This window comes from Sphaerisporangium sp. NBC_01403, from assembly GCF_045040145.1.
Taxonomy (GTDB): Bacteria; Actinomycetota; Actinomycetes; order Streptosporangiales; family Streptosporangiaceae; genus Sphaerisporangium; species Sphaerisporangium viridialbum.
This window is the reverse complement of record NZ_CP109534.1, coordinates 4,222,198-4,240,067: the sequence shown is the minus strand read 5'-3', so window position 1 is coordinate 4,240,067 and position 17,870 is coordinate 4,222,198. Positions and strand designations below refer to the sequence as shown.

The 17,870-nt window shown below is 71.9% G+C and carries 17 protein-coding genes; 4 read left to right on the top strand and 13 right to left on the bottom strand.

Annotation, left to right across the window (positions count from 1 at the left end; genetic code table 11):
* Positions 1–79: 79 nt before the first annotated feature.
* The 8 genes from OG589_RS19115 to OG589_RS19080 form a co-directional block, all read right to left on the bottom strand.
* Entirely contained in the window at positions 80–817 is a 738-nt protein-coding gene (locus tag OG589_RS19115; protein ID WP_405150858.1) for an ABC transporter permease, read from the bottom strand.
* A gap of 102 nt (positions 818–919) precedes the next feature.
* On the bottom strand, positions 920–1,813 hold the full coding sequence (locus tag OG589_RS19110; protein WP_405150856.1) for an ABC transporter ATP-binding protein: 894 nt from the start codon (positions 1,811–1,813) through the stop codon (positions 920–922).
* Positions 1,810–2,214, bottom strand: coding sequence for a winged helix-turn-helix domain-containing protein (locus OG589_RS19105; RefSeq protein ID WP_405150854.1), 405 nt, complete (start codon positions 2,212–2,214; stop codon positions 1,810–1,812). Before OG589_RS19105 ends, OG589_RS19110 begins: the two co-directional genes overlap by 4 nt.
* Positions 2,211–2,849, bottom strand: a complete 639-nt coding sequence (locus OG589_RS19100; protein WP_405150852.1) for a hypothetical protein — start codon at positions 2,847–2,849, stop codon at positions 2,211–2,213. The genes OG589_RS19105 and OG589_RS19100 overlap by 4 nt, the downstream gene beginning before the upstream one ends.
* A 138-nt stretch (positions 2,850–2,987) precedes the next feature.
* Positions 2,988–4,676 carry a thiol reductant ABC exporter subunit CydC gene (gene cydC, locus OG589_RS19095; protein WP_405150850.1) on the bottom strand — a complete coding sequence of 563 codons (1,689 nt, stop codon included), beginning with the start codon at positions 4,674–4,676 and terminating at the stop codon, positions 2,988–2,990.
* The gene (gene cydD, locus OG589_RS19090) at positions 4,673–6,379 is read right to left on the bottom strand and encodes a thiol reductant ABC exporter subunit CydD (RefSeq protein WP_405150847.1); all 1,707 of its coding nucleotides are present in this window, start codon (positions 6,377–6,379) and stop codon (positions 4,673–4,675) included. Before cydD ends, cydC begins: the two co-directional genes overlap by 4 nt.
* Positions 6,380–6,386: 7 nt before the next feature.
* Positions 6,387–7,190 carry a cytochrome d ubiquinol oxidase subunit II gene (locus tag OG589_RS19085; protein ID WP_405150845.1) on the bottom strand — a complete coding sequence of 268 codons (804 nt, stop codon included), beginning with the start codon at positions 7,188–7,190 and terminating at the stop codon, positions 6,387–6,389.
* Between the two features lie 30 nt (positions 7,191–7,220).
* Positions 7,221–8,405 (bottom strand): cytochrome ubiquinol oxidase subunit I, encoded by a 1,185-nt coding sequence (locus OG589_RS19080; RefSeq protein WP_405150843.1) that lies wholly within the window; start codon positions 8,403–8,405, stop codon positions 7,221–7,223.
* Between the two features lie 87 nt (positions 8,406–8,492).
* On the opposite strand from OG589_RS19080, the gene OG589_RS19075 reads away from it, so the two are divergent.
* The gene (locus OG589_RS19075; protein ID WP_405150841.1) at positions 8,493–8,843 is read left to right on the top strand and encodes a PadR family transcriptional regulator; all 351 of its coding nucleotides are present in this window, start codon (positions 8,493–8,495) and stop codon (positions 8,841–8,843) included.
* 3 nt (positions 8,844–8,846) lie between these two features.
* Here the strand turns inward: OG589_RS19075 and OG589_RS19070 are convergent, their stop codons facing one another.
* On the bottom strand, positions 8,847–9,563 hold the full coding sequence (locus OG589_RS19070; RefSeq protein WP_405150839.1) for a permease prefix domain 1-containing protein: 717 nt from the start codon (positions 9,561–9,563) through the stop codon (positions 8,847–8,849).
* Between the two features lie 215 nt (positions 9,564–9,778).
* Between OG589_RS19070 and OG589_RS19065 the strand changes: the two genes are divergently transcribed.
* On the top strand, positions 9,779–10,093 hold the full coding sequence (locus OG589_RS19065) for an ArsR/SmtB family transcription factor (RefSeq protein ID WP_405150837.1): 315 nt from the start codon (positions 9,779–9,781) through the stop codon (positions 10,091–10,093).
* Positions 10,090–10,575 (top strand): SRPBCC domain-containing protein, encoded by a 486-nt coding sequence (locus tag OG589_RS19060; RefSeq protein WP_405150835.1) that lies wholly within the window; start codon positions 10,090–10,092, stop codon positions 10,573–10,575. The genes OG589_RS19065 and OG589_RS19060 overlap by 4 nt, the downstream gene beginning before the upstream one ends.
* A gap of 30 nt (positions 10,576–10,605) precedes the next feature.
* Here the strand turns inward: OG589_RS19060 and OG589_RS19055 are convergent, their stop codons facing one another.
* The gene (locus OG589_RS19055) at positions 10,606–12,072 is read right to left on the bottom strand and encodes a pentapeptide repeat-containing protein (protein WP_405150834.1); all 1,467 of its coding nucleotides are present in this window, start codon (positions 12,070–12,072) and stop codon (positions 10,606–10,608) included.
* 209 nt (positions 12,073–12,281) lie between these two features.
* On the opposite strand from OG589_RS19055, the gene OG589_RS19050 reads away from it, so the two are divergent.
* On the top strand, positions 12,282–14,684 hold the full coding sequence (locus OG589_RS19050; RefSeq protein WP_405150832.1) for an ExeM/NucH family extracellular endonuclease: 2,403 nt from the start codon (positions 12,282–12,284) through the stop codon (positions 14,682–14,684).
* Between the two features lie 103 nt (positions 14,685–14,787).
* Here the strand turns inward: OG589_RS19050 and OG589_RS19045 are convergent, their stop codons facing one another.
* Genes OG589_RS19045 through OG589_RS19035 form a run of 3 tightly spaced genes read right to left on the bottom strand, consistent with a single transcriptional unit; the run spans position 14,788 to position 17,836 of the window.
* Positions 14,788–16,410 (bottom strand): ABC transporter permease, encoded by a 1,623-nt coding sequence (locus OG589_RS19045; RefSeq protein WP_405150831.1) that lies wholly within the window; start codon positions 16,408–16,410, stop codon positions 14,788–14,790.
* Positions 16,407–17,267 carry an ABC transporter ATP-binding protein gene (locus tag OG589_RS19040; protein WP_405150829.1) on the bottom strand — a complete coding sequence of 287 codons (861 nt, stop codon included), beginning with the start codon at positions 17,265–17,267 and terminating at the stop codon, positions 16,407–16,409. The genes OG589_RS19045 and OG589_RS19040 overlap by 4 nt, the downstream gene beginning before the upstream one ends.
* Complete coding sequence (locus tag OG589_RS19035; RefSeq protein WP_405150827.1) at positions 17,255–17,836, bottom strand: hypothetical protein; 582 nt, start codon at positions 17,834–17,836, stop codon at positions 17,255–17,257. Before OG589_RS19035 ends, OG589_RS19040 begins: the two co-directional genes overlap by 13 nt.
* Between the last annotated feature and the right edge of the window lie 34 nt (positions 17,837–17,870).

Sequence of the window (17,870 nt, the reverse complement as noted above, 5' to 3'; positions counted from 1 at the left end):
ATTCGCCGCCGGGAACGCTGCGGGCCCGGCGGCGGATTCATGCCCGGGTCCCCGGCGGGCCGGGGACCCGGGAAGGCGTTCAGGAGAACCTGCGGCCCTCGTCCCTGCGGTAGGCCCAGGCGGCGAGCACGCCGGCCACGGCCGTCCACACGGCCAGGCTGACCAGCGAGGTCACCCGCGGCGTGAAGCCGCCCGTGGCCGCCCAGACCAGCTCGACCGAGCCGCGGGTGGGCAGGAACGGCGCGATCGCCTCGATGAAGCCCGGAGCCTGCCCGGGAGCGGTCAGCAGCCCACCGCCGAACGCGAGCGGGAAGAACAAGATCTGCGCGACGGCGAGCGCGGCCTTCGAGGGCAGGGCGTACCCGATGAGCAGGCCGAGGAAGGTGAACGGGAGCGCGGCCACGACCAGCGCGCCGAGGCCGAGCAGCAGGCCGAGGGGGCTGACGGTCGCCTCGGTCAGCAGCGCCGCGATCAGGACGACCGGCACCAGGGCCATGCCCATGAACGCCAGGCCCGTGAGCATCCGGCCGGCGAACCTCGGCCAGGGTCCCGCGGGCAGCGTGCGGAGGTAGGGGTCCCAGGGTTGCGCCCGGTCCTCCGAGACGCCGACGCCGTAGGTGAACAGGCAGCTCGACATCACCGCGAAGGTCGCCATCGAGCCGGTCGCGAACGTCGCGGCCACCGGGTCGTCACCGGCGAACGGGACCACGAAGAACAGCATCGCGGCGGCGGGGAAGAAGGCGTTGCCGACCACCGCGACGGGGATGCGGATCGTCTCCAGGAACTGGAACTTCACGTGCGTGAGAACGAGGGACATCGGCGCTCCTGCGGGCTTCGTCGTGGGCTGGGGGAACGCGACCCGGCGGGCACGCGCGACGTGCCCTCGGCCGGATCCGTGGTGGTGGGGGAAGGGAGGACCTCAGACCGCCGCCGTGGGCCTGAGGTCCTCCCCGGTGATGGCGATGAACGCCTCTTCCAGGGTGGTCGGCCGGACCTCCAGGCCCGAGAACGGGACGTCGGCCCTGACCAGCTCGCGGACCAGCCGGTCCGCGTCCGTGGTGAGCAGGTGAGTGCGCTCCCCGTCGGTCTCGACGCCGACCACCCCCGGCAGCTCCGGCAGGTGTCCGGCGGTCAGCGTGACGCGGCGGACCCCGACCATGCCGCGCACCGACTCCATGGTGTCGTCCGCGAGCACGCGGCCCCCGCCGAGCACGACCACGCGTTCGGCGAGCGCCTCGATCTCCTCCAGGTAGTGGCTGGTCAGCAGCACCGTGCCGCCGCGCGCGTGGAAGTCGCGGACGCAGTCCCACAGGGCGCGGCGGGCCTCGACGTCCAGGCCGGTCGTCGGCTCGTCGAGCAGCACGAGCTTCGGGTCGCCGGCGAACGCCAGGGCGACCGCGATCCGCCTCTTCTGCCCGCCCGACAGGCCGCCGATCTGCCGGTCGCGCAGGTCCGAGAGCCCGAACCGGCCGAGCAGCTCGTCCCGGTCCACCGGCGAGGGGAAGTGGGCGGCGACGAAGTCGACGCACTCGCGCACCCGCAGCGTGGGGGGCAGCCCGGTCTCCTGCGGGGTCATGCCCAGCGAGCGCCGGTTGGCCGGGTCGCCGGGGGACCCTCCGAACAGGCTGATCGAGCCGGAGGTGGGCCGCCGCAGGCCGCAGAGCAGGTTGACCAGGGTGGACTTGCCCGCGCCGTTCGGGCCCAGCAGGCCGATCAGCTCCCCGGCGCGGATGTCCAGGGAGGTGGTGTCCAGGGCCACCACGTCGCCGTACCGGCGGGTGACCTCGATGGCTTGGACGAGTGTCTCGGTCATGGGATCTGCCTTGTTTCTTCCGGTCTCGTACCGGACTTCGGTGGGGGATCGTTCGTATGGCCGCCCGACGGGGAGGCGGCGGGTCCTGAGCCCGCGCTGTCGAGCAGGGCCCGCAGTGCGGTCGTGTAGTCGTCGAAGGCCAGCCGCCCCCGCCGGGTGAGCGCCACGTAGGTCACCGGGGTGCGGCCCCGGTGGGTCTTGCTGATCTCGACGTATCCGGCGGTCTCCAGCTTGCTGAGGTGGACCGACAGGTTGCCCGCCGTCATGCCGAGGATGTCCTTGAGCGCGGGGAAGCCGAGCCGGTCGCCCTCGGGCAGTGTCGACAGCGCGGTGACGACCCGCAGGCGCGCCTGGGCGTGGATCACCGGGTCGAGCTCGGGGAGCCCGCCGGTGGGGCTCATGCCTTCCCCAGCCGGAAGCGCAGGACCGTGCCGAAGACGATGAAGCCCCCGCCCACCAGCACCGACACGAGCAGCGCGTGCCACCCCGGCCCCGCCGCCACGCCGACCATGTTGACGGCGGCGACCCAGACGCCGACGAAGAACATCGGCGGCTCGTTCCAGACCGCGGCCCCGGCCATGAACAGGATGCTGACCACGAACACCGACAGGCACGACCAGAGCAGGCTCGCCTCCGCCTCCGGGAGGAGCTTCCCGAAGTGGCCGCCGATCAGCCCGAGCGCGAAGAACCCGAAGAACCACGACAGGCCGTACATCGTGCCCCGGGCCTGCGAGACTCCCCGTACCTGGCTGCTCTGCTTCCACCCGGCGTACGAGGTGACCACCAGGGCCAGCGACAGCGAGACGAACAGGATCGTCATCGCCAGGCCCGCGGAGATGGGCAGGTACTGGTGGCCGGACAGGCCGAAGCGCAGGAAGAACGCGCCGAACCCGATCAGCCAGGCCAGCCCCCACGAGCCGTAGAACAGCAGCGGGTCGCCGCCGAGGTGCCGCTCGGTCTCGGCCCGCTGGCTCTCGATGAGCCGGAGTGTCTCCTCCGGGCTGAGCGCCCTCTCGTCCTCGTCGTCGGACCGCATGGAAGTCTCCTCGTCGGTGCTGCAAACTGGTTTGAACTATAAACCACACAGGTTTGAAATGTAAACCAGATTGCGTTTCCAACTAGAGGACCGGCGCAACGGAGGTGAGCCGGTGCGGACGTCAGCCGGGGGTGGAGGTCAGCCGGGGGTGGCGGTCAGGGCCTCCGACCGCCACAGGTCCCGGTAGTAACCGGGCACGGCCACGAGCTCGTCGTGGTGGCCGCGCTGCGTCACCCGGCCGCCCTCGAGGACGATGATCTCGTCGACGCCTTCGAGGCCGTGCAGGCGGTGGGTGACCAGCAGGGTCGTACGGCCGTGGGTGGCGTCGAGGAGGTCGGCCATGAGCGCGTCGGCCGTGGCACCGTCCAGGGCCTCGGCGGGCTCGTCCAGCAGCAGCACCTCGGGGTCGTGGAGCAGCGCGCGGGCCAGGGCGAGCCGCTGGAGCTGGCCGCCCGACACCGTGCGCCCGTCCTCGCCCAGGGTCGTGTCCCAGCCGGTGCGCTCGACCCACGCGTCCAGGCGGGCCCTGCGCACGGCGAGGGCCAGCTCCTCCTCGCCGGCCTCCGGGCCCGCGAGCCTGAGGTTGTCGCGGACGGTGGCACGGAAGACGTACGGGTCCTGCGTCAGGCCGGTGATCACGGCCCGCACGTCGTCGGGGGACAGGTCGCGGACACCGGCGCCGTTGATCCGGATGTCCCCCGCTTCGAAGTCCGCGGTGCGCATCAGCGCGGACAGCAGCGTGCTCTTGCCCGCTCCGCTGGGCCCCACCACGGCCACGCGCCTGCCGGGGGTGAGGGTGAGCGAGACGCCGTCGAGCGCGGGCGCCCGGCCGGGGGCGTGCCGCACCACGAGGCTCTCCACCTGGACGGTCAGCGGGCCCTGCGGCGGGGGAGCGGGGGCGGCCGGCTCGGGGACGGCGGGCGGGGTGGACCTGATCTCCCTCAGCCTGCGCAGCGCCGCGGTGACCCCGGCGAACCGCTCGCCCGCGGCGGCCAGTGGCAGGATGGGCTCGAACGCCACCAGCGCCGTCAGGGCCAGCACGGCGGTGGTCACCTGGCCGGCCCCGGCGCGCTGGGCGACGAGCACGATCGCCGCCACCGTGAGGCCCTGGACCAGCGTGCCGAGCGCGAGGGCGGAGGCGTTCGCCCTGGACTGCCGCCGTTCGAGCGCCGCCAGCTTCGCGTCCGCCTCGGCCGAGGCCGCGAGGGCGTGCTCGCCGGCCCCGTAGGCGGCAAGGTCGGCGCTTCCGTGCACCAGGTCGGCCACCCGCGCCGCGAGGTCGGCCCGCGCGGGAGCGAGCCGGGCGGACCAGCGCCGCGCCGCGGCGGCCGTGCCCGCGGGTAGCAGCAGCCCGGCCACCAGCAGCCCCGCGAGCAGGACGAGCGCGGCGGCGGGCAGCAGGAAGGCTCCCAGCGTCACCGCGGCGACGGCGGTGACCGCGGCGGCCGCGGCGGGCAGCAGGCAGCGCACCAGCAGGTCCTGCACGGCGTCGGTGTCGTCGACCATCCGGCTCAGCAGGTCGGGGCCCCGGTGGCTGAGCGGCCCGGTCGGGATGAGGGCCTCGTACAGCCTCTCGCGCGTGGTCGCCTGGGCGCGCAGCGCGACGTCGTGCCCGGCGAGGCGCTCGCCGTACCGGAACAGGCCGCGGCTGGTCGCGAAGGCGCGGACGGCGACGATCGCCACGCTGAGGGCGGCGAGCGGCGGTTGCTCGGCGGCCCGGGTGATCAGCCAGGCCGCCGCCGCGATCAGCCCGAGCGCGGCCAGCTCGGCGGCGGCGCCGGCCGCCGCGGCGGTCAGCGATCTCCCGGTCATCCCTCGCGTGTTCATCGCACTCGCTCCGCCCATGCGTCGTGGTCCGGCGCTTCGGTGCCCGGGGCCGGTCCCGCGCGGGTGACCAGCCGGTCTGAGACGATCCTCCCCGCGTCGACGCGGACCACCCGGTCGGCCAGATCGATCATGGCGGGGCGGTGCGCGACGATGACGGCGGTGCGTCCCTCGGCGAGGGTCCTGGTCGCCTCGACGATCGCGGCCTCGCTCCTGCCGTCCAGGCGCGCGGTCGGCTCGTCGAGCAGCAGCATCTCGGCGCCCGGGCGGCAGAACGCCCTGGCCAGCGCGACGCGCTGCCGCTGGCCCGCCGAGAGGTTCGCCCCGCGCTCGCCGACGACCGTCGCGTACCCCTCGGGAAGTGCCTCCACGAACTCTGCGGCCCGCGCCGCGGCGGCGGCCGTGCGGACGTCCTCATCGGAGGCGGGCGAGCCGAGCCGGATGTTGTCGGCCACGGAGCTCGCGAACAGGTGGGGGCGCTGCGGCACGAACGCCAGCCTCCCGCGCCAGGCGTCCAGGTCGAGCGTCGTCAGGTCGACCCCGCCGATGAGGACCCTGCCCTCGGACGGGGTCACGAAGCCCAGCAGCAGGTGCAGCAGGGTGCTCTTGCCCGCGCCGCTCTCGCCCACCAGCGCCACGCGCTCGCCCGGCGGCACGACCAGCGACACGCCGTCGAGCGCGGCGTCCTCGCGGCCCGGGTAGCGGACCGTGACGTTCTCCAGCCGGATCTCCGGCACGCCCGGGGCCGGTGCGGCGGTGCCGCCGGTGCCGGGGATGGGCTCCTCGAGTACGGCGAAGGCCTGGTCGGCGGCGGCGACGCCCTCCATCGCGGCGTGGAACTTCGTGCCGACCGCGCGCAGCGGGATGTACGCCTCGGGGGCGAGCAGCAGGACCAGCAGGGCCGTTCGCAGGTCGAGCGAGCCCGACAGCAGCCGCAGCCCGACCGGCACGGCGACGAGCGCCAGAGACAGCGACGCGACCAGCTCCAGGACCAGCGAGGACAGGAACGCGACCCGCAGGGTGCGCATGGTGGCCGCCCGGTGGGCGTCGGCCACCTGCCGGATCACCGTCGCCTGGTAGCGAGCCCGCCCGAACGCGCGCAGCGTCGGCAGGCCCCTGACGACGTCGAGGAAGTGGCCGCCGAGCCGCGACAGGGCCCGCCACTGCCGCTCGGTGACCGCCTTGGTCTGCCACCCGACCAGCGCCCCGAACACCGGGATCAGCGGAAGCGTCAGCAGGACGATCACCGCGGTGCCGAGATCGGCCGCGAACAGCCGGACCAGCACGGCGACGGGCACCACGCCGGCCACGGCGACGGCGGGCAGGTAGCCGGTGATGTAGGGGTCCAGCGCGTCCAGGCCGCGCCCCGCCAGCGTGACCAGCTCGCCCGAACGGTGCGCCGTGAGCCGCGCGGGCCCGAGGTCGCGCAGCCGGGAGAGCAGCCGCGCCCGCAGCACGGACTTCAGCGCCGTGGCCGTACGGCCGCCCGCGACCCCGTTGAGCCGGCCGAGCAGCGCCCGCGCCACCACCACGCCGGCCAGCGGGAGCAGCGCCAGGGCGGTCAGGCCGCCCGACAGCACGCCGGACAGCAGCTCGGCCTGCGCGAGGACCAGCAGCCCCGCGAGCACGGCCGCCACCACGCACGTCAGCAGGTGACGGCGGACCGTCCGCTCCGTGCGCGCCAGCAGTACGAGATCCTTGTGCATCGGTTCCCTAGAAGAACGACGGTATGCGGGCGGCGGCGCCGGTGGACCTGGTCGGGCCGAAGGTGCGCCATACCCATACTTGCGCCCCGACCACGATGGGTGTGAACGGAAGGACCATGAGACTGAGCACATTCAGTGTCGCCGACGGCGCCACGTGGTCGAGCAGTGACGGGATGAGCGCGGCCAGTGGCACCGCCACGGGCAGGGCCGCCACGGCGGCCGAGAGCAGCAGGCGCCGTCCGGTGTGCCGCACCTCGCTGGAGGCCGACAGGCGCCACGCGACGAACGTCCGGCCGTGGAAGGCGAACGCGGCCGCGACCACGGCTCCGTACAGCAGGCCCAGCGGGTCGAACGGCTGGTCCGGCAGCCCACGCGCGATGGAGGCCAGGGCGATTCCCCAGGTCAGGGCGAGGCCCCACGAGGCGGCGCAGAGCACCAGGTCCCAGAACGCCCGCCAGGCGCGCCCGTCCAGCCGTCGCCGGAACCACAGGCCCGCGTCGCGCAGCACCCAGCACACCAGCAGGGCCACCACGAGGGGGTAGAGCCCGTTGAGCACCGTGCCTTCGAGGGCGGGGAACACCCCGAACAGCGTCCCGGCGACGGCGACCAGCCAGATCTCGTTGGCCAGCAGGAACGGGGCCATCGCGGCGACCAGGCGGTCACGGTGCGCCTGGCGGGTGCCCGGCTCCCCGGCGCGCTCGCCGGCCCGGCTGAGCACGGGAAGCATCATGCCGACGCCGATGTCGAACCCTTCCAGGGCGAAGTAACCGATCAGCAGCACGGCGAAGACCGCCAGCCAGATGATCTCCATGGGGGGAGCTCCTCAGGGGGTTGTCGGGGGTCACAGAACCAGGGCGGGCGTGGGACTGGGCTCGGCGGGCTCGGCCGCGCCGAGGTCGGCCCGGGCGGGGCCGCGCCGCACGGTCCGCGCGATCAGCAGGTAGTCGACGACGGCGAGCAGGCCGAGCACGCCGGCGAAGGCGACGAGCGAGAGGGTGACCATGCCCTTGGTGAGACCGGGTGACATGGCGTCGCCCACGCTGAGCTCGCCGTACACGAGCCACGGCTGGCGACCGACCTCGCGCGCGAGCCAGCCCATGATCGCCGCGATGAACGGCAGCGGGGTCATGATCATCAGTACGGGGTGCACCCACCGGAAGCGGGCGAGGAGGTTCCTGAACAGCAGGGGCAGCAGGACGAGCATCACGGCGAACTGCGTGAGCTGCCCGATGGTGATCATGGTGGCGAGCGCCGACCCTGGCACCGCGCCGTCGAACTTGCCCGGCTGGACGTCGCGGACGAAGCCGAACTGGGCGTAGCCGAAGCCGACCGCCAAGGTGGTGCCGATGAACGCCCACACCACGCCGGTGCGCAGTGACCTGCGGAAGAACTCCTGCTCGGGGGTCCGCCTGAACAGCTGGTAGGCGCTGCCTCCGATGATCAAGAAGCTGCCGGCGAAGAGCCCGGCGCCGATGACGTGCGGGAACGCCATGACGAGGCTCGGGTTGGTGAGCAGCGCCCCGAAGTCGGTCAGCACCAGGTGGTCGCCCTGCTGGACGGTGCCCACGGGGTGCTGGAGGAACGAGTTGGCGACCATGATCCAGAACGCGCTCGCGTAGGCGGTCAGCGTCACCAGCCAGATGCACGCCAGGTGCAGCTTCTTGGGCAGGCGGTTCCAGCCGAAGATCCACAGCCCGAGGAAGGTGGACTCCAGGAAGAACGCCACCAGCGTCTCGATCGCCAGAGGCGCCCCGAACACGGCGCCGGCGAAGTCCGACAGGCCACTCCAGCTCAGCCCGAACTGGAACTCCATCACCAGGCCGGTGAACACGCCGAGGGCGTAGTTGGTCACGTAGATCTGGCCCCAGAACCGGGTCATCCGCTCGAAGACCGGCTTGCCGCTGATGACGTGGCGGGTCTGCATGATCGCGACGAGGGGGGCCAGGCCCAGCGTCAGCACGACGAACAGGAAGTGCAGGCTTCCCGTCACCGCGAACTGCAGCCGGGCCAGGTCGAGCACGTCCATGGCTCCTCTTCCGTTTGGTGTGTCTGTCTACCTATAGGCAGCCTACATGTAGACTGTCTACGTGAGACATCTGGATAGGCTTTACCGGTGAACACCGACGCGCTCCGCGGCCACATGGACGCACTCCTGCTCTCCGTCCTGGAGCACGAGCCGCTTCACGGTTACGCGATCATCGAGGCGTTGCAGGAGCGCAGCGGAGGCGCGCTCAGCGTGCCGACCGGCACGGTCTATCCCGCGCTGCGCAGGCTGGAGCGGGTGGGATACCTGACGAGCGAGTGGGCGACGGTCGGCGGCCGCAAGCGCCGCACCTACCGGCTCACCAACTCCGGCCGCACGGCCCTGGCGGGCGAGCGATCGGCGTGGCAGGCCTTCACCAGCGCCATCGGCAGCGTCCTGACCCCCCGCTCCGACGCCGCGCCGGACGTCACCACCCGTTGACCGTCAGTGGAGGATTCCGGTCTCGCGGGCCCGCGCCGGGAGCGGGGTGGCCCGGGAGACGATCAGGCAGCGGGTGGCGGTGCACAGGAGCCAGCCCGCTATCAGGTAGCTGATGACCGAGGCCACCATGCCCGGAAAGTAGTCGTCGAAGCCCGCCAGGCCGGACTCGCCGCCGGCCGTCAGGGCGGCGGATATCAGGACGATCGCCGGCACCTGGATCCACAGCAGGATGCCCAGAGCCCTGGTGACGAGGTCGGGACGCCTGACCCGGCGAAGCCGACCGGCGAGGATGACCAGGGCCAGGCCGCCGAGGATGCCCATGCCGAACTGGAACAGGTCGAGGAAACGCGCGAGCGGGCCGAACCACGCGGGCTTGAGGGCCGAGGCTGCCGACGCGTCCTCAGGGAAGATCCTCCAGATGCCGCTCCACATGAGCGTCATCAGCGGCACCGTGATGAACAGCACTGCGGCGGTCCTGCGGCCCTGGTGCGCGGTGAGCTCTTCCTGGTAGCCGGGCGCGACCTCCGTCACCGTCCCGAACTCGGCGACCGCCGTCCGCTCGGCCTCGTCCTGGTCCATCCCCTGGGCGAGGTAGGCCTCGGCGGTGTCGGCCAGGCCGTCCCGCGCCTCGGCGACCAGGTCGCGCCTGACCCGGCGCGGGCCGCGCAGGCTGCGGCCGAGCGTGGTCACGTAGTCGTCGATGACGCCGGCGCTCGCCATGTTCTCCTCATGTCCCGCCCGTGATGTGCATTCAGTCCCCCATTGTGTCGTCCGGCGGGGGAGGGTCGGAATCCGGGGAATCCCTGACCTGCCCCTGGGGTGAGGCCGTGCGGGCGTACCCGGTGCGAATAGGTAGGCGGCTTCCTACGTATCATGCCTGACATGCGTATTCACCACATCGACCACCTGCCGGCGCCCGAGGGCCCGGTCGCGGGATGACCGACGTGTTCGCCGCCCTGGCCAGCCCGGCCAGGCGTGAGCTGCTGCGCCTCCTCCGCGACGAGGGCGCCCAGCCGGTGCGGCGGCTCGCCGACCGCTTCGCGATGGCGAGGCCCAGCGTCTCCGAGCACCTGAAGGTGCTGAAGCGGGCCGGGCTGGTCACCGAGCGCAGGAACGGGCGTGAACGCCTCTACAGCCTGGAGACCGCTCCGCTCGTCGAGGTCAGGGACTGGCTCACGCCGTACGAGCGCTTCTGGCGCGAGCGACTGACCGGCCTGCGCGACATTCTCAACAAGATCGAGGACGAATGACCCACAACCCGAGGTTTCCCGAGGACGGCCCGGCGGACGACCTCACGGCGGTCCACGTGGACGAGTTCCTGCCCCACCCCCCTGCGAAGGTCTGGCGGGCGCTCACCGAGCCCGACCTGATCGCCCGATGGCTGATGCCCAACGACTTCAAGCTGGAGATCGGGCACCGCTACACCATGCACACCATGCCGATGCCCGCCGTGCGGTTCAGCGGCGTGGTCGCCTGCGAGGTGCTGGAGTTCGAGGAGGGCAGGATGCTCAGGATCAGCTGGGCGGACGCCGGCAGGGAGAACGGCAGCGGCCTGGACTCCACCGTCACCTGGCGGCTGGAGCCGGAGGGCAGGGGCACCCGGCTGTTCCTCGACCACGAGGGCTTCGACCCCCGCGACCCCTCGCAGCGCCTCTCCCGGAGGATCATGGGCGGCGGCTGGAAGTCCCAGCTGTTCCGCAACCTGGACGCGGTGCTCGCCGACCTCCCCTGAACACGGCGCCCGCACGACCTCCCGAGGGGATCACCCCGCGCGGATGGCGGAGACGTGCGCGCTCGGGACCGGGCTGGGGGAGCGGTGGCCGACCGGGCGCCTGGCCGGGTGGGCGCCCGCCGACCAGAACACCGCCACGGCCGCTACGGCGGCCACGAGCGCGACCCAGCCGGCGGCGCGGCCCATGCGCAGGCCGTACCCGCAGGCCAGCCAGTAGGCCGACAGCGCGAGCCTGGCCCGTCCGCGGCTGCTCGCCAGGCGGCGCATCTCCATGGCGCCGAAGGCGAAGTCCGCCGAGGTCCTCTTGTCGTCGACGACGCGCCGCAGCCGCTCGTACAGGCCCGCGAGGCGCCCGGGGTCCAGGGGCTGCTCCGCCCTCGTGGACCAGCCGCGCCAGGCGTGCTCGTCGGCGAGCACGTGGCGGTTGGTCCACCACAGGACGGGCGGCCAGCGCAGGCCTAAGCGCACGCCGCGGGGCGTGGCGGCGAAGACGCAGTCCGACAGCCGCAGGGCCTCAGGCCGCCGGAGCTGGGCCAGCCGGCAACCGCTGAGGTCCGCCCCTGCCAGCGTGAGCGCCCCCGCGTCCAGGCGGTCGAGTGACACCACACGCAGCCGGCCCGCGCGCCGGGTGACGGCCGAGGGCCCGGTGAGGACGGCCTCCCGCAGGTCGATGTCGGCGTCCGACAGCCGGGCGGTGAACCTCCCTGCGATCCTCGCCGACCGCAGGTCGACCGCGCAGCCGTCGGTGTCGAGCTCCAGCGGCGCCGAGGCGTGGATGCCCGAGAGGGATAATCTGCGGCCGACGTGCACCTGGGTGAGGAAGGCGGAGTTGTGGAAGCGGGCCCCCTCGAACCCCGCCGTGCCCGCGAAGACCGCCTTGCGGTAGGAGACGGCGCGGTGGAAGCGGGCGCCGCGGAAGATCGCCTCGCCGTCGAACATGGCCCCGTCGAACGCCGCGAAGCCGTGGAACTCCGCTCCGAGGAAGGACGCGTCCTTCCCGAACCTGGCGTCGCCGAAGAGCGCGTCCCTGCCGATGCGGACGTGGTCGAAGGCCCCGTGCCCGCGTACGCGGGCCCCGTGCATGGAGAACTCGCGGGAGAAGCGGGTCTCGCGAAAGGACGCGTTCCTGGTGAAGCGCGTGCCGAAGAACGAGGCGAGCCGGTCGAACCGCGCGTGGTCGAAGGTCGCGTCGCCCGCGAAGACGACCTCGCCGAACCGCGCGGGTCCGGTGAAGCTCGCGTGGTCGAATCTGGCCCTGCCGAGGTGGCGCTCGGTGGCGTCCAGGATGCGGGTGAGCAGCTCCTCGTCGATGGTGGTGCCGCGCAGGTCCACGCCCTGGCCGGGGGCCAGCTCGCGAAGCGCCTCGTCCAGCTCGGCCGGCGTCAGGTGCGCCATGCAGCGGCCGAACGGCCTGCACGCGGTGCCGACGCACTCGGGGGAGACGTCGCACGTCTTCCAGCCGACGTCGAGCGACAGGATCTTTAACAGGGGCGTCATGTCAAAGTCATACCCAATGTCGGGTAACAGGTCGCTAAAGCGTGATGGAAAGCTGACACAGTGTGTCCAGGGCGACGGGGTTTCGCTAGATACAAGGACGCCAAGTCTGACGACTGCTACTCGACATGAAGTGTCAAATTTCCCTTATTTCATCTTCTATCTAGGTGTAGTACGAGATCACAGGGTTTTGCGGCCTTACGCTCCCGACCATGCGTGCACTGTCCCGGGCGTTCGCCGCCCTAGTGGCCACCGGCATCTCGGTCGCCGGTATCGCCATCGTTTCCTTGTCCCCGGCCTCCGCGGAGCCGGGGACCGTAGTGATCAGCCAGGTATACGGAGGGGGCGGCAACTCCGGCGCCCCGCTCACCAACGACTTCGTGGAGCTGTTCAACCGCAGCGGATCGGACGTCTCCCTCAGCGGCTGGTCGCTGCAGTACACCAGTGCCACCGGCACCGGTAACTTCTCCTCCAACAAGGTGGACCTGTCCGGCTCTCTCGCGCCGGGTCAGTACCACCTGATCCAGCTCGCCGCCGGCACCACCCCGAGCGGCGCGCTGCCCGCGCCCGACACCACGGGCGGCCTCAACCTGAGCGGTACGGCCGGCAAGGTGGCCCTGGTCCACTCGGCCGACGGCCTCGCCTGCAACGGCGGCTCCACCGTCTGCACCTCCGAGCAGCTCGCTCTCATCGCCGACCTGGTGGGATACGGCACCGCCAACTTCTCCGAGGGCTCGCCAGCCCCGGCCCTGACCAACTCCACCGCGGCGCTGCGCGCCGGCAACGGCTGCGTCGACACCGACGCCAACGCGGCGGACTTCACCACCGGGGCGCCCGCGCCTCGCAACTCGGCGACCGCGCTCGCCCCGTGCGCCCCGAGCCCGACCGACAGCCCTGGGCCGACGGACACGCCCACGGCGACCCCCACCGACACCCCGACCGCGACGCCGACCCCCACCCCCACGCCGACCCCGACGCCGACCCGTACGGGCCAGCCGTGCCAGATCCCGGCCACCCACCAGATCGCCCAGGTGCAGGGAAGCGGTGACACCACCCCGCTCGCCGGCCAGGAGGTACGCGTCGAGGGCATCGTGACCGGTGGCTTCCAGGGCACCGGCCAGCTCGGCGGCTTCTACATCCAGGACCCGACGCCGGACAACGACCCCGCCACCTCCGACGCGGTGTTCGTGTTCACCACCAAGCCCGCCGCCGTGGGCGACCGGGTGCTGGTCACCGGTACCGCCGTCGAGTTCAACGGCCTCACCGAGCTGACCTCGGTGTCCTACGTGGACATCTGCGGCACCGGCACGATCAAGCCGACCAAGGTGAAGCTGCCGCTGGCCGAGGGCGCGAGCCTGGAGCCGCTGGAGGGCATGCTGACCACGTTCCCGGGTGAGCTCACCGTCTCCGAGGTGTACAACCTCGGCCGCTTCGGCGAGATGACGCTCTCCTCGAACGGCCGCCTGTTCCAGCCCACCGACCGCCCGAACATCGACTCCGCCCTGAACCAGCGGCGGCGGATCCTGCTCGACGACGGCTCCAACGCGCAGAACCCCGCGGTCCTGCCGTACCACACCAACGGCTCCAACACCGTGCGCGTGGGTGACGTCACCACCGGCCTGACCGGCATCCTGACGTACGGCTTCAACCTCTACCGGCTCGAGCCGACCCAGCCGGTCGTCTTCACGGCCGAGAACCCGCGCCCGTCCAAGCCCGCAAAGGTGGGCGGCAACGTCAAGGTGGCCAGCCTCAACACGCTGAACTGGTTCACCACGCTGAACTCGCGCGGCGCCAACACCGTGGAGGAGAAGCAGCGCCAGCTCGCCAAGCTGGTCTCGACCCTGAAGGGCCTCGACCCCGACGTGGCCGGCCTCATGGAGGTCGAGAACAACGGCACCACGGCGCTGAACACGCTGATCGACGCCCTCAACGCCGAGGTCGGCGCGGGCACGTACAAGGGGATCGTCTCCCCGGTCCCGGGCACGGACGCCATCCAGGTCGCGGTCATCTACAAGCCCGCGGTCGTCAAGCCGGTGGGCTCGCCGCAGTCCTCGACCGACCCGGTGTTCCGCAGGCCGCCGCTGATCCAGGAGTTCAAGCGGGCCAAGGGCGACCCCATCCCGTTCACCATGATCGTCAACCACTTCAAGTCGAAGGGCTGCGACGGCGCGACCGGAGCGGACCTGGACCAGGGTGACGGCCAGAGCTGCTTCAACGCCGAGCGGATCCGGCAGGCCAACGCCGTGCTCGGTCTGATCGACACGCTCAACCTGACCAACCCGGTCGTGCTCGGCGACCTCAACGCCTACGGCGAGGAGGACCCGATCCACACGCTGGAGGCGGGCAAGCTGGCGAGCGTGAGCAAGAAGTTCATCGACAAGAAGGACCGCTACAGCTACCTCTTCGACAGCCTGTCGGGCGAGCTGGACCACGTGCTGGTCGGCAAGCAGCTGCTCAAGATGGTGACCGGCGCGACGATCTGGCACATCAACGCGGACGAGGGCAGGTTCATGGACTACAACACCGAGTTCAACCCGCCCTCCCTGTACTCACCCGCCGCCTTCCGCTCCTCCGACCACGACCCCCTCCTCTTCGGCATCGACCTGAAGAACTGATCTCGATTTCCACGCGGGGCCACCGGCCCCGCTGAGACAGAACATGGAAGAGCCCCCGGCCAGGGCCGGGGGCTCTTTGTCGTAGATGAGAGACTCTTGGCCGTCAATCCACCCGCTGCGGCGCGTAACGCGCGACCACCGGTCGCTCCAGTGCGGCGACGAGGGCGTACAGGGCCACGGAGACCAGGACGATGATCACGGAGCCCGACCAGAGCGCCGCGAAGCGGGAGGCGGTGTAGTCCGCGACGAGCAGGCTGCCCAGCCCGCTGCCGCTGGCGAGCCACTCCGCGAGGGTGGCGCCGGCGATCGCACCGGGGATCGCGATGCGTGCCGACGCGAACAGCGAGGGAAGCGCGTACAGCAGCCGTACCTTCCTGGTGACCATGACCTGCCCGCCGCCGAGCGAGGTGATGACCTCACAGGCGAGCACGGGGGCCGCGCGAAGTCCCTGGCTCACCGTCACGAGGGTGGCGAAGAAGGTGACCACGGCGACGACGACCGTGACGCCGAGCAGCCCACGCCCGAAGATGAGGGCGAGCAGCGGCGTCAGGGCGACCAGGGGGATGGACCGCAACACGATCGCGATCGGCAGCACGACCTGTTCGGCGCCGCGGAACGCCACCAGGGCGCCGGCGACCAGCGACGCGGCGATCATGCCGACGACGTAGCCGACGCCCGCGTCGAGCAGCGTCGTGCCCAGCGCCGCCAGCAGGCGTCGCCGATGCTCGGCGGCGTCGTCACCGGCGAAGAGATGGGCCGCGACGTCCGCCGGGGTCTTGGCGAAGTACGGATCGAGGGCGAAACCCCGGATGACCGCGTACCAGGCGGCCACGACGAGGAGGATCGAGCCGGCCAGCCCGGCAGCCCCGGCGAGGAGGGACCGCAGGCGGCCGCCGGACGCCCGCGGCGCCACGGCTCCCACGCCCACGCTCACGTCCCGGGCCGCCCACGGGGTGAACCGGCGGGCGATGATCGCGACCACCGCGTAGCCGATCCCCGCCAGGGCCGAGATGACGAGCGCCACCCCCCAGGTGCGCGCCACCTGGAACGACGACTGCGCCTGCACCAGCATCACGCCGAGCCCGCTGCTGGAGCCCAGGTACTCGCCGATGATCGCGCCGAGCAGGGCCGAGGGCGCCGCGATCTTGAGTCCCGCGAACAGACTGGGCAACGCGGCCAGCAGGCGAAGCTTGCGCAGCACCATGAACGAGCCGCCACCGAGGGAGCGGATGAGCTCGATCGCGCTGCGGTCGGCGGACCGCAGTCCCAGTACGGCGGCCGTCAAGGTGGTGAAGAAGACCGACAGCCCGGCCAGCGCCTGCTTGGGGACGTCGCCGGGCAGCACGATGACCAGGATGGGCGCGATGGCGACGAGCGGTACGCAGTAGCTCGCGACGGCGATGCGCAGCAGCAACCTCTCCACGGCGGGGACCTGGACGAAGACGGCGGCGAGCGCGACGGCCAGCAGGTTGCCCCACAGGAAGCCGATGGCCGCCTCGGACAGCGTGGTGGCGATGTTGCCGGAGTAGATGGCGCGGTCGTCCCAGATGGCCTGGAGGACCGCCCACGGTGCGGGAATGACCCGCAGGCCGGTGAAGACCCGGGCGAGGACCACCCAGACCAGGAGCAGCCCGGCCATGCCGAGCACCGGGCCCGCCCAGCGCCGGCCGCCGGTGCGCGCGCCGGCGGCGACCGCGGCGCGCCCGGTCGCCACGAGAGGGTTCACGTGAGGTCCCCGTGCGGGCCGGAGTCCGCCTCGCCATGGTCACCCTGGCCGAAGAGCCGCTCGCTGAGGTGGTCGCAGAGCGCGTGGAACTCCGCCGAGCGTGTCAGCTCGACGCCTCGCGGCCGGGGCAGGTCGATCCGTACCGTGTCGATGATCCGTCCCGGGCGTGCGCCCATCACCACCACGGTGTCGGCCAGGAACACCGCCTCGCTGATCGAGTGGGTGACCAGGAGGGTCGTGGTCCTGCGTTCCAGCCAGATCCGCTGCGTCTCCAGGTTGAGCCGCTGGCGGGTCATCTCGTCCAGCGCGCCGAACGGCTCGTCCATCAGCATGACCTCCGGCTCCCCGGCGAGGGTGCGCGCGAGCGCCACTCGCTGGCGCATGCCGCCGGACAGCTGGGCGGGACGGGCCTTCTCGAAGCCGGTGAGCCCGACCAGGCGCACCAGGTCGGCCACGGCCGTCCGGCTCACCGGCCGGCCCGCGACCTCGAAGGGCAGCGCGATGTTGGCCTCGACGCTGCGCCAGGGCAGCAGGGCGGCGTCCTGGAAGGCGACGCCGATGCGATGCTCGCGCCGCAGGTCGTCGGGGGAACGGCCGTGCACGTACGCCGTGCCGGAGGACGGGCGCTCCAGACCGGCGAATATGCGCAGCAGCGTGGACTTGCCGCATCCCGACGGGCCGAGCAGGGCGGTGAACTCACCGTGCCGGGTGTGCAGATCGATGTCCCGGAGCGCGGGAACCTCGGTCGCCCCGACGTTGAAGGTTCTGCTGACGGCCTCCGCGGACAGGCCCTCCGCGCTCGGCGGGTCCGCGGGAGGCGGCGTCGCGGCGTGCGCGGCGGGCGTCACCCGTCCCACTTTCCCTCCGCCACGATGTCGAGGAGCAACTCGCGGTAGGAGGTGTCACGGCCGGGGATCTCGTTGTCCACCTTCGAGCCTTCCCGCAGGAAGTGCGTGAAGTCGCGGCCCATCTCCTGCCCACGGCGGGTGTGCATGTCGAGGGCGTATTCAGGGATCTCGGGGAGCCGTTCCCCGCTGCGCAGCATGTGGACGGCCCACAGCCCGAGCTCGTCGGTCGTGCGGTCCTTCGTACTGCTGACCAGGAACCGTACGGCGTGCACCGCGAACAGCCACCTGTCGCCGGCATCCCGAGCCATGCGCTGGTGCATGCGGTACAGGGTGTCGACGACGACGGGCTCGGCGAAGGTGCCGGTGCCGGCGTCCTCGCACGACATCACGAGGAGGCGTGACCACATCACCTCCTCCAGCTCGGCACTGCTCTCGTACATCTCACGCGCGATGAGCAGCGCGTTCTCCATCAAGCCGCGGCGCACGGACTTCTGCAGGGCTGAGATCAGCTCGTCGGCGGGGAATCCGCGCACGCTGGTGACACGAGTCCAGGGATCTTCGGTGTGGGAGACGGGCACTGCGATGCGCTCCTCTTCGGAATGGACGGTGGGC

Bases quoted from the DNA above. Each gene is read 5' to 3' on its own strand.
- OG589_RS19060 (WP_405150835.1), top strand. From the start codon at position 10,090: ATGACCCACAACCCGAGGTTTCCCGAGGACGGCCCGGCGGACGACCTC.
- OG589_RS19100 (WP_405150852.1), bottom strand. From the start codon at position 2,849: ATGCGGTCCGACGACGAGGACGAGAGGGCGCTCAGCCCGGAGGAGACA.
- cydD (WP_405150847.1), bottom strand. From the start codon at position 6,379: ATGCACAAGGATCTCGTACTGCTGGCGCGCACGGAGCGGACGGTCCGC.
- OG589_RS19070 (WP_405150839.1), bottom strand. From the start codon at position 9,563: ATGGCGAGCGCCGGCGTCATCGACGACTACGTGACCACGCTCGGCCGC.
- cydC (WP_405150850.1), bottom strand. From the start codon at position 4,676: ATGAACACGCGAGGGATGACCGGGAGATCGCTGACCGCCGCGGCGGCC.
- OG589_RS19055 (WP_405150834.1), bottom strand. From the start codon at position 12,072: ATGACGCCCCTGTTAAAGATCCTGTCGCTCGACGTCGGCTGGAAGACG.
- OG589_RS19105 (WP_405150854.1), bottom strand. From the start codon at position 2,214: ATGAGCCCCACCGGCGGGCTCCCCGAGCTCGACCCGGTGATCCACGCC.
- OG589_RS19065 (WP_405150837.1), top strand. From the start codon at position 9,779: ATGACCGACGTGTTCGCCGCCCTGGCCAGCCCGGCCAGGCGTGAGCTG.
- OG589_RS19085 (WP_405150845.1), bottom strand. From the start codon at position 7,190: ATGGAGATCATCTGGCTGGCGGTCTTCGCCGTGCTGCTGATCGGTTAC.
- OG589_RS19080 (WP_405150843.1), bottom strand. From the start codon at position 8,405: ATGGACGTGCTCGACCTGGCCCGGCTGCAGTTCGCGGTGACGGGAAGC.
- OG589_RS19050 (WP_405150832.1), top strand. From the start codon at position 12,282: ATGCGTGCACTGTCCCGGGCGTTCGCCGCCCTAGTGGCCACCGGCATC.
- OG589_RS19110 (WP_405150856.1), bottom strand. From the start codon at position 1,813: ATGACCGAGACACTCGTCCAAGCCATCGAGGTCACCCGCCGGTACGGC.
- OG589_RS19115 (WP_405150858.1), bottom strand. From the start codon at position 817: ATGTCCCTCGTTCTCACGCACGTGAAGTTCCAGTTCCTGGAGACGATC.